At 70.3% G+C, this 13,756-nt stretch carries 16 protein-coding genes; 7 read left to right on the top strand and 9 right to left on the bottom strand.

Annotation, left to right across the window (positions count from 1 at the left end):
- Positions 1-9 precede the first annotated feature (9 nt).
- Entirely contained in the window at positions 10-681 is a 672-nt protein-coding gene (locus ACQPWU_RS12560; RefSeq protein WP_433439448.1) for a pentapeptide repeat-containing protein, read from the top strand.
- 5 nt (positions 682-686) lie between these two features.
- On the opposite strand, the gene ACQPWU_RS12565 is transcribed toward ACQPWU_RS12560, so the two are convergent.
- Genes ACQPWU_RS12565 through ACQPWU_RS12580 form a run of 4 tightly spaced genes read right to left on the bottom strand, consistent with a single transcriptional unit; the run spans position 687 to position 3,937 of the window.
- Positions 687-1,727: an NAD(P)H-dependent flavin oxidoreductase gene (locus ACQPWU_RS12565; RefSeq protein WP_433439450.1), complete on the bottom strand. Its 1,041-nt coding sequence runs from the start codon at positions 1,725-1,727 to the stop codon at positions 687-689.
- On the bottom strand, positions 1,724-2,446 hold the full coding sequence (locus ACQPWU_RS12570) for a CoA-transferase subunit beta (protein WP_433439452.1): 723 nt from the start codon (positions 2,444-2,446) through the stop codon (positions 1,724-1,726). Before ACQPWU_RS12570 ends, ACQPWU_RS12565 begins: the two co-directional genes overlap by 4 nt.
- Entirely contained in the window at positions 2,430-3,200 is a 771-nt protein-coding gene (locus ACQPWU_RS12575) for a CoA transferase subunit A (RefSeq protein ID WP_433445196.1), read from the bottom strand. The genes ACQPWU_RS12570 and ACQPWU_RS12575 overlap by 17 nt, the downstream gene beginning before the upstream one ends.
- Before the next feature lie 8 nt (positions 3,201-3,208).
- Positions 3,209-3,937 (bottom strand): enoyl-CoA hydratase family protein, encoded by a 729-nt coding sequence (locus tag ACQPWU_RS12580; RefSeq protein WP_433439454.1) that lies wholly within the window; start codon positions 3,935-3,937, stop codon positions 3,209-3,211.
- 50 nt (positions 3,938-3,987) lie between these two features.
- Between ACQPWU_RS12580 and ACQPWU_RS12585 the strand changes: the two genes are divergently transcribed.
- From ACQPWU_RS12585 to ACQPWU_RS12600, 4 genes are all read left to right on the top strand, one after another.
- On the top strand, positions 3,988-4,725 hold the full coding sequence (locus ACQPWU_RS12585) for an SDR family oxidoreductase (RefSeq protein WP_433439456.1): 738 nt from the start codon (positions 3,988-3,990) through the stop codon (positions 4,723-4,725).
- A 31-nt stretch (positions 4,726-4,756) separates the two neighbouring features.
- Positions 4,757-5,671, top strand: coding sequence for an SDR family oxidoreductase (locus ACQPWU_RS12590; protein WP_433439458.1), 915 nt, complete (start codon positions 4,757-4,759; stop codon positions 5,669-5,671).
- 186 nt (positions 5,672-5,857) lie between these two features.
- Entirely contained in the window at positions 5,858-6,145 is a 288-nt protein-coding gene (locus ACQPWU_RS12595) for a hypothetical protein (RefSeq protein WP_433439459.1), read from the top strand.
- 48 nt (positions 6,146-6,193) lie between these two features.
- Positions 6,194-6,460: a hypothetical protein gene (locus ACQPWU_RS12600; protein WP_433439461.1), complete on the top strand. Its 267-nt coding sequence runs from the start codon at positions 6,194-6,196 to the stop codon at positions 6,458-6,460.
- Positions 6,461-6,633: 173 nt separating this feature from the next.
- On the opposite strand, the gene ACQPWU_RS12605 is transcribed toward ACQPWU_RS12600, so the two are convergent.
- The 5 genes from ACQPWU_RS12605 to ACQPWU_RS12625 all read right to left on the bottom strand — a co-directional run bounded on the left by ACQPWU_RS12605 (position 6,634) and on the right by ACQPWU_RS12625 (position 11,797).
- Entirely contained in the window at positions 6,634-7,833 is a 1,200-nt protein-coding gene (locus ACQPWU_RS12605) for an ATP-grasp domain-containing protein (RefSeq protein WP_433439463.1), read from the bottom strand.
- 34 nt (positions 7,834-7,867) lie between these two features.
- Entirely contained in the window at positions 7,868-9,163 is a 1,296-nt protein-coding gene (locus tag ACQPWU_RS12610; RefSeq protein ID WP_433439465.1) for a DUF2252 domain-containing protein, read from the bottom strand.
- Positions 9,164-9,226: 63 nt separating this feature from the next.
- Positions 9,227-10,024 carry an SDR family oxidoreductase gene (locus ACQPWU_RS12615; protein WP_433439466.1) on the bottom strand — a complete coding sequence of 266 codons (798 nt, stop codon included), beginning with the start codon at positions 10,022-10,024 and terminating at the stop codon, positions 9,227-9,229.
- An 11-nt stretch (positions 10,025-10,035) separates the two neighbouring features.
- Entirely contained in the window at positions 10,036-11,193 is a 1,158-nt protein-coding gene (locus tag ACQPWU_RS12620; RefSeq protein WP_433445197.1) for an acyl-CoA dehydrogenase family protein, read from the bottom strand.
- Positions 11,186-11,797 carry a flavin reductase family protein gene (locus tag ACQPWU_RS12625; protein ID WP_433439468.1) on the bottom strand — a complete coding sequence of 204 codons (612 nt, stop codon included), beginning with the start codon at positions 11,795-11,797 and terminating at the stop codon, positions 11,186-11,188. The genes ACQPWU_RS12620 and ACQPWU_RS12625 overlap by 8 nt, the downstream gene beginning before the upstream one ends.
- 260 nt (positions 11,798-12,057) lie before the next feature.
- On the opposite strand from ACQPWU_RS12625, the gene ACQPWU_RS12630 reads away from it, so the two are divergent.
- Together ACQPWU_RS12630 and ACQPWU_RS12635 are read left to right on the top strand one after the other, a co-directional pair.
- Entirely contained in the window at positions 12,058-13,227 is a 1,170-nt protein-coding gene (locus tag ACQPWU_RS12630; RefSeq protein ID WP_433439470.1) for a thiolase C-terminal domain-containing protein, read from the top strand.
- The gene (locus ACQPWU_RS12635) at positions 13,227-13,670 is read left to right on the top strand and encodes a Zn-ribbon domain-containing OB-fold protein (RefSeq protein WP_433439472.1); all 444 of its coding nucleotides are present in this window, start codon (positions 13,227-13,229) and stop codon (positions 13,668-13,670) included. The genes ACQPWU_RS12630 and ACQPWU_RS12635 overlap by 1 nt, the downstream gene beginning before the upstream one ends.
- The last annotated feature ends 86 nt before the right edge of the window (positions 13,671-13,756 follow it).

The following is a 13,756-nucleotide window of genomic DNA, read 5'->3' on the forward strand; positions in this document are numbered from 1 at the left end:
TGTGATCCCGTGAACTTCGACGGCGAGGACCTTTCACGCAAAGCGCTGGCCGACCGGCTCCCCTCCGACGAAACACACGTCTTCCGCAACTGCGACCTCACGGAGGCCGATCTGTGGGGCGCGCCGCTGGCGGGGGCCAGGTTCGAGTCCTGCGTGCTGGACCAGACCGACTTCCGCAAGGCCGACCTCGACGGGGCCTCGTTCACGGGCGGGGGCGGGATGCGGACCCGCTTCAACGACGCCGACCTCATCGACGTGACGTTCACCGACGTGGACCTGTCCTCCGCCCAGTTCGGCGGCGCGCTCCTGACAGACGTCTCCTTCACGGGCTGCCGCATGATCGGCACGTCTCTCACGGCCTCGCGCGGCACCGGCTTCAAGCTCAGCCGCTCCAACCTGACCCTGGCCAACCTGGGCGGCTGCTCGCTGCGCGGGGAGCTCATCGAGGGCGTCCGCTTCGACGACGCCGACCTGTCGGGCTGCGACTTCACGGAGGCCACGTTCAGCGAGTGCCGGCTGATCGGGACGCGCCTGCTGCAGACGAAGTTCGCCAAGGCCGATCTGCGCGGGGCCGACCTGGGCCAGCCGGACGACGCGAAGCTGCGGGCTTTCGCGGGCGCCGTCATCAACCAGACCCAGGCCAACGCCATCCTCGCCGCCCGCGGCATCACCGTCGTCTGACGCCGCTACGAGTCGTTCCCTGTGCGGCCCAGGTGGGCCAGGGCGGTCTCGGCCTCGGCCATGATGCGGTCGATCAGCTCCCGGCATGACGGCAGATCGTCGATCACGCCCACCACCTGGCCCGACGCCATCACCCCGAGATCCGCCCGTCCCTCCACCATGGCGGCCCGCAGCAGCACGGGCGTGTTGGCCGCCTGCAGCACCTGGGCCCACGTCAGGTCCCGGGCCTGCCGCATCCGCCTGCCCTCCCTGAGCATCTCCGCCCAGGACAGGCCCGACAGGCGTTTGAAGCGGGCCCCGTTCATCACCGCCCTGATCAGGCGCGACCGCTCCAGCGACGCCACGAAAGGCGTCAGGAGCACCCGGTGCGGCACCCCGTCCACCCTGGTCGTGACCACCGTCTCCCGCATGGCCAGATACAGCTTCTTCACCTCGTCGGGCACGGGGGAGTCGCTCGTCAGCAAGAACCTGGTCCCCATGGCGATCCCGCAGGCCCCATATGCCAGGGCCGCCACCAGCCCCCGCCCGTCGAAGAAGCCTCCGGCCGCGATGACCGGGATGTCCACCGCGTCCACGACCTGCGGCAGCAGCAAGGTGGTGGCGACGGGGCCGGTGTGGCCGCCGCCTTCGCCGCCCTGGACGATCACCGCGTCGACGCCCCAGCCCGCCACCTTCTCCGCGTGCCGGCGGGCCCCCACCGACGGGATCGTGACCACGCCCGCGTCCTTGAGCCGGGCGATCAGGTCGCGCTTGGGCGCCATCGCGAACGACGCCACCCGAACACCTTCCCTGATCAGCACCTCGATCCGCTCGGCGGCGTCGTCGGCGTCGGAACGCATGTTCACCCCGAAAGGCGCGTCCGTGCGCTCCTTCACCCGCCTGATCGCCGACGTCATCTCGGTCATCGACATCGTCGCGGCGCCGATCACGCCCAGACCGCCCGCCTCCGAAGTGGCCGCCGCGAGCCGGGCCCCGGCGACGTACCCCATGCCGGTCTGCACGATCGGGTGGCGGCACCCCACCAGATCGGTCAGCGCGGTCCTCACGCCGGCACCTCGCGGTCGCGGGTCCGCCGGGGATCGAGCCGGTCCAGGACGTCCAGCTCCTCGGGGGTCGGTTCGCGCGTTTGAGTGACATCTTCGGAAATGTCGAGATCGAAGCCGGTCGCTGTCACCACGTCGTCCACCCGCACCCCCGGATGCACCGACACCAGCCGCATGGTCCCGCCGTGGCCGCGGAAGTCCAGGACGGCCAGGTCCGTCACCACCCGGCGCAGGTCGAAGGCGCCTCTGTCGGTGCCGACGCCGCTGACCATGTCCACCGAAGGCACGAACACCCGGGGAGAGTGCCGGGGGATCCAGTAGCTCGTAGGGTCGCAGCGCGTGTTCCCCGGCGCGCCCCGCACGCCCAGCAGCTGGGCCTTGGGCCGCGACCAGTCGCCGATGCACGAGATGTTCGAGTTGCCGTACCGGTCGATCTGGCTGGCCCCGAGCATGACGTGCCGGCGTCCGTTCAGCACCAGCCACAGGTGCTCCCGGAACGGCAGCCATCCCTCCACCACCCCGGGCGCCTCGCCCAGTGCGGGCACGTCGCCGGTGAGCAGGCAGGTGCCGTCGTGCGTGAGCAGCTCCGGCTCGAACGTCAGCCGTGCCAGCCGCGCGGCCAGCACCGTCACCGCCCCGCCGATCCCCGCCGCGAGGATCTCCCCGTCGCCCCTGAACGCCTCCGCGCACGCCACCACGCACACGTCAGCCCTGCTGCTCATCGAACTCCTCCCAAGGCGTCTCCACGTAACGCCGCTGGAGCGCCTCGTCCCGCCCGTAGTCGGGCTCGCACGAGGTGAACCCCGCCCCGCCGGGCGCCTCCACCACCCCCGCCACCATCGACCGGCTGATCAGCAGCGACTGCACGGGCCCCTCCTTCAGGAGGTCCTCCACCACCCGCTCGCACGACACGTAACACCGCCGCGCGGCCTTGGCGTAGAGGTCGTCGAAGTACGGGTCGGGGCCCAGGTACTGGGCGTTCCCCCGGGAGTCGGCGCGGTTCGTGTGGACCAGGGCCACGTCCATGCTCAGCGCGGGCACCGCGACGAGCTCCTCCCCGTCCGCGTACGGCGACCGGACCGTCCGCAGCCCGGGGTTGACCCGCAGCACGTCCGACCCCAGTCCAGCCCGCGTCGGCAGGAACGGCAGCCGGTGCGCCCCCGCCAGCAGCCCGAACATGAACATCCCCTCGTCGTACTCCACGAACTCGATCTCGCCGGCCTGCCTGGCCCGCCGGAAATGGGGCTCCAGGGGGATGGAATCGAGCGTGACGAACGGCGCCACGACCTTGCGTACCTTCTTCGCCGCGCACAGCATGCCCACGTCCGGGCCGCCGTACGAGATGATCGTGAGGTCGTCGGCCGGGGAGCGGAGGAGGGCGCGTACGAGGGCCATCGGCTTGCGGCGCGAGCCCCAGCCGCCGATCCCGACCGTCATCCCGCTCTCGATCTCGCCCGCGACCTGCTCGGCGGACATCAGCTTGGTCACGTGAACCGCTCCCTGCGCCGGTCTCCTGCGCCCATCAGGTTCAGCTCGAAGGTGAAGCCCTGCTCGAAGCGGTAACTGCGCTTGACGTCCACCGGGTCGATGCCGTTGAGGGACTCCTTGGCGCGGCGGATCACGTACGGGTCCTTCGCGGCAATCTGCCCCGCCACCTCCAGCGCCGCGTCGCGCAGCTTGTCTCGCGGCACCACCTCCAGCACCGACCCGAACGCGTGCAGCTCGGCGGCCGTCACGTTCCTGCACGTGTAGACCATGGCCCGCATCAGGTGCTGCGGAACCAGCCTGGCCAGGTGCGTGGCCGCGCCCAGCGCGCCTCTGTCCACCTCGGGCAGCCCGAAGTACGCGTCGTCGCTCGCCACCACGACGTCGGCGTTCCCGGCCAGGCCGACGCCGCCGCCCAGGCAGTGGCCGTGCACCGCCGCGATCACCGGCACCGCGCACTCGTAGACCGCCGCGAACGCCGCGTGACACGCCCGGTTGACCCCGACCAGCGCCTCGTGGCCCTCGGCGTCCCGCAGCTCCTTGATGTCGACCCCGGCGTTGAACCCGCGCCCCTCGGCCCGCAGCACCACCACCCTGGTCTCCGGCTCGTCCCCGGCCCGCCGGACGGCCTCCGCCAGCTCCTGCCACCCCCGCACGGTCAACGCGTTCACCGGCGGCACGTCCACCACGACCTCGGCGATCGGCCCGCTCCGCAGCGTGATCCCCATCCACGCTCCCGTCTGGTTGCACCTAACGCTTGCTTGGTACGGTAGCACTCGTGACCGTGACTTACGACTACGCGGACAAGGCCGTCCTGGTGACCGGCGGCACCAAGGGCATCGGCGCCGGCATCGCCCGCGCCTTCCGCGAAGCGGGCGCCGACGTGACGGTCTGCGCCAGGCACGACCCGGCCGCCCCGATCCCAGGGATGCGGTTCGTGCGGGCGGACGTGCGCGTGCCTGAGGACGTCGAACGGCTCATCTCCGGGTTCGACCGGCTGGACGTGGTGGTCAACAACGCGGGTGGCTCGCCGTACGCGCCGCTGGACGGCACCTCGCCGCGCCTGCACGCCCGCGTCATCGAGCTCAACCTCACGGCCCCGCTGCTGGTCTCGCAGCGGGCGTACCCGCTGCTCGCCGCCGCCGGCGGGGCGATCGTGATGATCGGCAGCGCCGGCGGCGCGCGCCCCTCGCCCGGCACCTCCGCGTACGGCGCCGCCAAGGCCGGGCTGCACCACCTGGCCCGCTGCCTGGCCGCCGAGTGGGCTCCGGAGGTATGCGTCAACACGGTCGTCGTCGGCCTCGCCGCCACCGACAACGCCTCCTCCCACTACGGCGGCCGCGAGAACGGGATGGGTGCGGCCATCCCGGCGGGCCGGATGGCGACGCCCGCCGACGTGGCCGGCGCTTGCTTGTGGCTGGCCGCGCCCGGCTACGTCACGGGTGCGGAGGTACGGGTGGACGGCGGCGGCGAGATCCCCGCCTGGCGACACCTAGCTTCGGGCGACATTTCCTGATATCTCTGCATGATCCTTCTGGGAGGTCTGTGTGGGAATCTGTGCTGGCCGCGTGGTGATCGTGACGGGCGCCGGTCGGGGCATCGGGAGGGAGCACGCGCTGGAGTTCGCCAGGCAGGGCGCCCGCGTCGTGGTGAACGACCTCGGCACGGGCCCGGGCGGCGAGGGCAGTTCGGGCGGCCCGGCGCTGGAGGTGGTCGCGGAGATCCACGCGCTCGGCGGCCAGGCGGTGGCCAACAGCGACGACGTGTCCGCCTGGGACGGCGCGGCCCGGCTCGTCAAGACCGCCGTCAGCGCGTACGGCCGCCTGGACGTCCTGGTGAACAACGCGGGCTTCGTCAGGGACAGGATGCTCGTCTCGATGACCGAGCAGGACTGGGACGACGTCGTACGCGTCCATCTCAAGGGCCACTTCCTGCCGCTCCGCCACGCGGCGGCGCACTGGCGGGAGAGGTCCAAGGCGGGCGAGCGCGTCGAGGGCCGGGTGATCAACACCTCGTCGGGTGCGGGCCTGCTGGGCAGCGTCGGCCAGGCCAACTACTCGGCCGCCAAAGCGGGGATCGCCGCGCTGACGCAGGTGGCCGCCGCCGAACTGGCCAGGTACGGCGTGACGGTGAACGCCATCGCGCCCGCCGCACGTACCCGCATGACCGAGGAGGTGTTCGCCGCGACCATGGCCAGGCCGGAGTCCGGCTTCGATCCCATGGACCCCGCGAACATCGCCCCGCTCGTCGTCTGGCTCGGGTCCGAAGGGTCGGCCCACGTGACGGGCCGGGTGTTCGAGGTGGAGGGCGCGACGATCGCCCTGGCCACCGGCTGGCGGCACGGGCCCAGGGCCGGCCAGGACGGTCGCTGGGACCCGGCACACGTCGGCGACGCGGTCGCCACGCTCCTCGCCTCCGCCCCATCCCCGGAACCGGTCTACGGCGCGCAGCCGGGCGACTGACCCCCCTTCCACGGCTACGTTGTTGTACGCGTATCCCTCGAACAATGTTCTGGTCACGTAGAGCTACATAATGGCAACGCACGGTTATATGCTCGCACTGACCTTGATCTCCTGCGGTCAAGGAAGGTCAAGGGGCGGCGGACCCGTGCCGCCGGCCCCCAAAGCCCAACTGGCGAAGGAGCAGAAGTGATCAGAAGGGTGTGCGCCGCCGCGGTCGTGATGGCAGCGGCCGCCGGCGGCGCACTACTGGCTTCCCCCGCTCACGCCGACGACGGCTGGTCCGGGCCCTGGAGAAGTGACAGCTGGTTCGGCAACTGGAGCCGCAACAGCGGCTCGTCCCAGTCCGGAAACAACTTCGGCGACGTCACCGCCGTCAACCGCGGCGAAGGCGACTCCACCAACGTCAACAACATCAACGGCATCGCCCCGACCGCCACCAACGGCGGGATCACGGTGACCTACATCTTCTACTGACCGGCTGACGTCCGAAGTCAAAGATGATCCGAAAGGACAACAACGAACATGATGAAGAAGCTCTGCGCGACGGGCCTTATCGCCGCTGCGGTCACGGGCGTGACGCTGCTGTCGGCACCCGCGTACGCGGACGTCAACGCCGGCAACACCAGCGCCAACCGAGGCTCTTCGCAGTCGGGCAACAACTTCGGCAACGTCGTCAGCAGCAACCGGAGCGGCCTCGCCGCCACCAGCATCAACAACGTCAACGGCAACGCCGTGACCGCCACCAACCGCGGCACCGTGAGCGTCGATGACGTGGTCGACGTCGGCTAGCCAGGCGGGACGCGCCCCGGCGCGGGCCGGGCCGGAAACAGCCTGGCTCGCGCCGTAACGGCAAAGCTCCGCACACCAGCCCCGGACCAGGTCGATCTCGCGGACAAGGTGCTCACCGCCGTACCCCAGCCCCTTCTCTACGCCAGGATCGACCTGGTCCGGCAGTTTTCGATCTAGGACTCCTTCACCCAGAGCCGCAGCAGCCCGCGGAAGTGCTCGACGAAGCGGTCTCGCTCGTGGGCCGGGTACGTGGCGGTCACGGTGTCCACCAGCAACCGGTCGAACTCGGCCCCTGCCACCCACTCCAGCACCACCTCGTCGATGTGCGCCAGGCGGTCCTGGCAGAACTCGTGGTAGCGCTCGGTCTCGAAGTACTTGTCCGCCAGCCGCCTGTACTCCGCCAGCCGCTCCTCGTACGTCCCCTCGACGGCGAAGTAGTCGTGCGTCTCCAGGTCGATCCGCGGCCTGCGCCGGGTGGCCACGCAGAACACGCTCCACTTCACCAGCGTCTTGATCGCCCAGGGGAAGTAGTAGTGCAGGCTCGTCAGCGCCACGTCGGGGCAGGCGTTGGCGTAGTCGATGGGGTGCACGTCCGACCCCTTGATCAGGGTCTCGCAGGAGTTGAACTCCCACCGGAAGAACGCGTTCACCAGCTTCCCGATCGTCACCACCTCCTCGCCCACGGGCGGCGACAGGAACTCGTGGTCGACGGCGTATCGGGCGTGCATCGGCTCGTCGGGCCTGAACCGCATCACCATCGTCTCCGCCCCGATCGACAGCGACCTGGCGAACGCGTCGTATCCCTCGACGGCCTGCTGGAGATGCATGAGCATCTCGCCGCTCTGGTCGTAGGCCCGGTGCAGCTCGTCCCGGTCGCGCACCAGCGACACGCCGCGCCAGGCCCCGCCGTCGTACGGCTTCATGAAGAGCGGGTAGCCGATCCGCCCGGCCACCTCGTCCAGGTCGAAGGGCTGGTTGTAGCGGGCCGCCGTGTAGGCGTACCGCGCGTTGTCGAGCGGGTTCTTGTACGGCACCAGCACCGTCTCCGGGACCTTGAGCCCGAGCCGCATCATCGCGCAGTACGCCGCGTGCTTCTCCATCGACTGGAACGTGAACGGGCTGTTCAGGAGATAGACGTCGTCCATCATGGAGACCTTCTTGAGCCACTCGCGCGGGTGGTAGTACCAGTACGCCAGCCGGTCGATCACCAGCTCGTGACGCGGCTTGGCGCGCAGGTCGAACGGCTCGATCGTGAGGCGTTCCACGCCGAACTCGCCCACCCCCTTGATCGGGCCGAGCCGCCGCAGCACGGTCTCGAACGCCGACGGCCAGTCCTCCTCGGTCCCTAACAGCAGCCCGATCAGATGTCGCACGACGCCCCTCCTCCCGCCCGCGCGGTCGCCGGAGTCAGACGCCGGGGAGACGGCCGTTGCGGAACAGGTCGACGAACCTTTGATGGTCTTCCCGGGCCTGTGCCCCATACCGGTGGGCAAAATCCACCAGCATCCCGATAAATCCGGGCTTGTCGTCGCCGATCACCGCCACGATCGCCTCCTCCGTCGAGAAGTCGACGAGGTCGTGGCTGGACTCGTCGTCGGCCACCGAGTGCATGCGCGCCACCGCCCGCCCCAGGTCCTGCACGATCGCGCGCAGATCGGCCGGCTCGTTGACGTCGTCCCAGTCGAGGTCGGCGGAGTACGGCGACACCTCGGCCACGAGCTGGCCCACCCCGTTGAGCGTGGAGTAGCCGAGCCAGGGATCGGCGTACGCCTGCAGGGCCCGCTGCGACTCGGCCGTGCGATGCCCCTGGTGCAGGAAGTAGGAGGCCACCTTCTCGTCGGTGACGTACCGCGCCACCGCGGGCACCGCCGCCTGCTTCATGTAGAGGATGACGTCGTTCTCCAGCGCCTGTGAGCGCCCCTCGAGCAGCAGGTTGTACGAGGGCAGGCCCGCCGAGCCGATGCCCACGCCCTTGCGCAGCGCCACATCCTTGATCACGTGCTCGACGGGGCCGGCCTGCCCCGGCAGAGTGGTCAGGTAGTCCTGGAACGCGGCCAGCACGGACCGCCTGGTCTCCGCGTCCACGCTCTCCCGGCCCTCCATGAGCGCGAACCGCCGGTCGTAGTCGTCGATCACGGTCTCGACGTCCAGCAGCGCCACCCGCGTGCTGAGCCGCGCCGTCTGCAGGACCCGGTGCAGCACGCCGGTGGTGGTGTCCAGCGTGAGCGAGCCGATCGCGTCGTCCCCACCGGCCGCGATGGCGGCCAGCTCGACCAGGTACGCGCCGGCGAAGTCGGTCACGAGCATGCTGATCGAGTCGTCGGACAGCGCCTTGGCATAGCCGATGAGCGCCACGCTGGCGGCGAAGCGCTTGAGATCCCAGACGTACGGGCCCACGTACGCCTCGTCGAAGTCGTTGACGTTGAAGACCAGGACACCGGAGGAGTTCATGTACGTGCCGAAGTTCTCCGCGTGGAGGTCGCCGTGGATCCAGACCCGGCTGGTCGGCTCGTCGAGGTAGGACTCGTCCGCGTACGGGCCGGTCATGTCCGCGTAGAACAGGCAGGCACTGCCTCGGTAGAAGGCGAAGGGAGAAGCCGCCATTTTCCGAAATTTCCGCCTGAAAGCGGCGGGGTCTCGCTGGATCGACTCGCCGAACTCCGCCATGAGGACATCGAGCAGGAAGGAAGAGCGTGCGCCCATACTCCGGACAGTAGATCGTCGTGCCCTTGCCGACTACCCTGATCTTCCCCTGACAGGGCCGCGTCAGGGGTGCTGGGAGGAGACCGAGACCACCTCTCCCGTCATGTACGTGGAGTAGTCGCTGGCCAGGAAGACGATGACGTTCGCCACCTCCCACGGCTCCGCCGACCGCCCGAACGCCTCCTTGGCCGCCAGCTCCGCCAGCAGTTCCTCACTGGTCACCTTCGCCAGGAACGGGTGCACCGCCAGCGAGGGCGCCACCGCGTTGACCCGTACGCCGTGCTCGGCGGCCTCCAGCGCGACGCATCTGGTCAGCGCCATCACCCCGGCCTTCGCCGCCGCGTAGTGCGACTGTCCCCGCTGGGCCCGCCAGCCGATCACGGAGGCGTTGTTCACGATCACGCCGGAGCCCTGGTCGATCATCTGCTTGAGTGCCGCCCGGGTGCAGCGCATGGTGCCGTTCAGGGTGACGTCGATGACCGTGTGCCACTGGTCGTCGGACATCTCGGCCAGCGGGGCCGTACCGCCCAGACCGGCGTTGTTGACGACCACGTCGAGCCTGCCGTGCGCCTCCACCACCGCGTCGAACAGCGCCAGCACCTGCGCCTCCGACGTCACGTCGCACGGCACGGCGAGCGGCTTGACGCCGGTGAGCTCGGTCAGCGCGTCGGCGGCGGCGGACAGGCGGCGCTCGTGCCTGTCCGAGAGGACGATCGTCGCGCCCTCCTCGGCGCAGCGCCTCGCGGTCGCGTACCCGATGCCCGCCCCTGCGGCGGCCGTCACGAGCGTCACCTTGCCGTCGAGCAGTCCATGCGCCCTCGGGTACGGCGGCGTGTGTGGCTGCGTGTATGGCGGGGGCATCCTTGCTCCAATCAGCGGGGGAGTCCCAGGGTGCGCTCGGCGATGATGTTCCGCTGGATCTCGCTGGATCCGGCATAGATCGTGTCGGCGCGGCTGAACAGATAGAGCCGCTGCAGCTCATTGAGCCCGATGTCGCCCGGCAGATCGGCGACCAGCCCGGCCTTGCCCTGCACGGCCTGCGCCAGCTCGCCCAGCCTCCTGTGCCATTCCGACCAGTAGAGCTTGGCGATCGACACCTCGGGACCCGGGTCGGGGCGCAGCATCCTGAACGCGTTGAGCCGCATGATCTCCAGCTCCAGCCACGACCGGACGAGCCGGTCGCGCAGCACGGGATCGTCGATGGCGCCGGTGCGTCTGGCCGTATCGATCACCTTGGCCAGCTCACGCCTGAACCCGATCTGCTGCCCGAGCGTCGAGGCGCCGCGCTCGTAGCCGAGTGTGGCCATCGCGACCCGCCAGCCGTCGCCCGGCGCTCCCAGGATGTTCCCCGCCGCCGTGCGCGCGCCGTCGAAGAACACCTCGTTGAACTCGGACGTCCCGGTGAGCTGCACGATCGGCCGTACGACGACGCCGGGCCCGGACATGGGGACGAGCAGGTACGACAGTCCCTTGTGACGCTGGGAGCCCGGCTCCGTGCGGCACAGCACGAAGCACCAGTCGGCCACGTGCGCCAGCGAGGTCCACACCTTCTGGCCGCTGATGACCCATTCGCCGCCTTCCAGACGCGCCTTCGTCTGGACGTTGGCGAGGTCGGATCCGGCCTCGGGCTCGGAGTAGCCCTGGCACCACAGCTCCTCGCCGCGCTGGATGGGCGGGAGGAAGCGGTCCTTCTGCTCGTCGGTGCCGAATTCCAGGATGGTCGGGCCGATCAGCCCCTCGCCGATGTGGCCCACTCTGGCGGGAGCGTCGGCCCTGGCGTACTCCTCGTGGAAGGCCACCTGGTCCTCCAGGGAGGCGGCGCGGCCGCCGTACCGCTCGGGCCAGCCCAGGCAGGTCCACCCGGCCTTGCCGAGGTGGCGCTCCCACGCCTGGCGCAGCTCGTGGCCCTCGTGCTCGCGCCCGGGCCCGCCCAGCCCCCTGGCGTGGGCGAACTCGCCGCTCAGCGCCTCCTCCAGCCAGGCCCTCGCCTCCTCGCGGAGGCCGGGCGTGGCGCCCGCCGGGTCAGGCAGGCTCAACGAAGCCTCCGTACCCGCCGCGGAAGAACACCAGCGGGCCGCCTTCGGCATGCGTGTCGAGCTGGAGCACCCTGGCCACCACGATCACGTGGTCGCCCGCCGGGTGCTCGGCCTCGACCGCGCAGTCCATCCAGGCCAGCGCGCCTTCGAGCACCGGGTTGCCGCCGGGGGAGCCGGTCCACTCCAGGCCGGCGAACTTGTCGCCGCCCTTGGTCGCCATCTGGGCGCACACGTCCTGCTGGTGCTCGGCCAGCACGTTCACGGTGACGACCTTCGCGCCGCGTACCTTGGGCCAGCTGGTGCTGGTGTACGCCACGCAGAACGCCACCAGAGGCGGGTCGAGCGAGACGGAGGTGAAGGAGTTGGCCGCCAGCCCGCACGGCCGGCCGTTCACCGGGTCGACCGCCGTGATCGCCACCACACCGGTCGCGAACCTGCCGAGCACCTGCCGGAAGACGCGGCTGTCGAGATGGCCGTTCGCGCTTTGGGGTGAAGGGCCGGTCGGCATGGTGGCTCCGTTGCGAATCCTGCGCTGATGGGGCGTCGGAAGGCCGCGACAGCCGTCCGGCGCCACGAGCCGCGCAGCGTGTGTGCTCATGGTCCGCCTCCTAGTCCACCGGCTGCGCCCTATCATACCAAGCGCTTGCTTGGACGGTAGGGCGGATGCCAAGACCATGTCAAGTTGGAATGGCGTGGGCAGGGGTGTCCGGCGCGCTCCACGCCGGTCAGCGTGCTTCGAGCACCGCGAGGTCGCGCACCATGTACCGGTACAGCGCCCTGTAGGAAGGGTCCTCGGCCTGCGCTCTTCTCGGGGCGCCCGCGTTGACATGGTGAAATGTCCGGCTTAATCTGGCTAAGGTGCCCAAGCGCTTGCTTGATTTCCGTAATCGGACCGCCATCGCCGGGGTGGGCTACACCCCGTTCACCAAGGACTCGGGCGTCAGCACGCTCACGCTGGCCTGCCGGGCCGTGCTGGCCGCGCTGGAGGACGCGGGGCTGACGGTGGACGAGGTGGACGGGCTGGCCACGCACCGCGTGGGCGACTCCGCGGCGCCCACCCTGGTCGGCCCGGCGCTGGGGCTGACGGACCTCACCTGGCACCTCGACCAGTTCGGCGGCGGGAGCGTCTCCCACGCGGTCGTCGGCCAGGCGGCCCTGGCGGTGGCGGCGGGCATGGCGGAGACGGTCGTCTGCTACCGGGCCATCAACGCCCGCTCGGAGTTCCGCATGGGCGGGACGGGCCGAGGTGTCCCGGTTAGCCCTGAGGTGCAGTACCAGGCTCCGTACGGGTATGTGGCGCCGCCGCAGCAGTACGCCATGTACGCCCGCGCCCACATGCTGAAATACGGCACTGAAGCTGAGCACTTCGGCCGGCTGGCGGTCACCCAGCGCGCCAACGCCGTCAAGAATCCCCGGGCGCTGATGCGCACCCCGATCACGCTCGACGACTACCTGGCGAGCAGGTGGATCGCGGAGCCGTTCCGGCTGCTGGACTGCTGCCTGGAGACGGACGGCGCCTGCGCCGTGGTCGTCACCACCGCCGAACGCGCCCGCTCGCTCCGCCGTCCCCCGGTGCTGATCTCGGCCGCCGCCTGGGGCGGCGGCACCACACACCTGTCCGGCCCGTCCGCCGATCCCACGGTGACCGCGGCCGCCGCCCTGGCCCCGCGTCTCTACGAGCAGGCCGGGCTGGGGCCGGGTGACGTCGACGTGGCCGAGCTGTACGACTGCTTCACGTACTCGGTGATCGTCCAGCTCGAGGACTACGGGTTCTGCGGCAAGGGCGAAGGCGGCCCGTACGTGGCCTCGGGCGCGACCGCGCTGGACGGCCCGCTCCCGGTCAACACGCACGGGGGCTTCCTGTCGGAGGGCTACGTCCACGGCATGAACCACATCGCCGAGGCGGTCTCCCAGCTCAGGGGCGATGCCGGGGACCGTCAGGTGCCGGGTGCCGAGGTCGCGCTCTCCACCGCCCAGCCCGGCTACATCCTGCCGGCCACCTCCGCCCTGATCCTGAGGAGTGCGTGATGACCGCGTACCGGCCCGAGCCCGACCGGGACTCCAGGCAGTGGTGGGAACGGGTGGCAAGGTGTGAGTTCGCGGTGCAGGAGTGCGACGGCTGCGGCACGGCGCGCTTTCCGGCGCGGGCGTTCTGCCCCGCGTGCCGGACGGAGGCGTGGCACTGGCGGGAGGTGGAGCCCGAGGGGGCCGTGGAGAGCTGGATCGTCAACCATCAGCCGTTCATGCCGGGGTTCGGGGAGCCGTACGTGGTGGTGATGGTCAGGCTGGCGGCGGTGCCGGGGTGCTTCGTGTACGGGATCTGGCGCGGCGAGCGGCCACCGGAGCGCGGCGAGCGGGTACGGGCCGCGTACCGTCGGGTCGATGAAGGGCTGACGCTGGTGGACTGGGAGGCTGCCGAGGATGACGGGAATCTGGATACTCATCCGGGGCGGCGCAAATCCTCCCGCTAGTTGACCTTGGTCCGGAAATTGGATTGGTACCGGAAAATCCCACCAGTCCCACCAGCACGAAGCAGCCCCCAGGTTGGGCTCCGAGG

This window comes from Nonomuraea sp. CA-141351 (assembly GCF_050944675.1).
In the GTDB taxonomy this organism is placed as follows: domain Bacteria; phylum Actinomycetota; class Actinomycetes; order Streptosporangiales; family Streptosporangiaceae; genus Nonomuraea.

Bases quoted from the DNA above. Each gene is read 5' to 3' on its own strand.
- ACQPWU_RS12570 (WP_433439452.1), bottom strand. From the start codon at position 2,446: ATGAGCAGCAGGGCTGACGTGTGCGTGGTGGCGTGCGCGGAGGCGTTC.
- ACQPWU_RS12575 (WP_433445196.1), bottom strand. From the start codon at position 3,200: ATGTCCGCCGAGCAGGTCGCGGGCGAGATCGAGAGCGGGATGACGGTC.
- ACQPWU_RS12580 (WP_433439454.1), bottom strand. From the start codon at position 3,937: ATGGGGATCACGCTGCGGAGCGGGCCGATCGCCGAGGTCGTGGTGGAC.
- ACQPWU_RS12600 (WP_433439461.1), top strand. From the start codon at position 6,194: ATGATGAAGAAGCTCTGCGCGACGGGCCTTATCGCCGCTGCGGTCACG.
- ACQPWU_RS12610 (WP_433439465.1), bottom strand. From the start codon at position 9,163: ATGGGCGCACGCTCTTCCTTCCTGCTCGATGTCCTCATGGCGGAGTTC.
- ACQPWU_RS12615 (WP_433439466.1), bottom strand. From the start codon at position 10,024: ATGCCCCCGCCATACACGCAGCCACACACGCCGCCGTACCCGAGGGCG.
- ACQPWU_RS12625 (WP_433439468.1), bottom strand. From the start codon at position 11,797: ATGAGCACACACGCTGCGCGGCTCGTGGCGCCGGACGGCTGTCGCGGC.
- ACQPWU_RS12635 (WP_433439472.1), top strand. From the start codon at position 13,227: ATGACCGCGTACCGGCCCGAGCCCGACCGGGACTCCAGGCAGTGGTGG.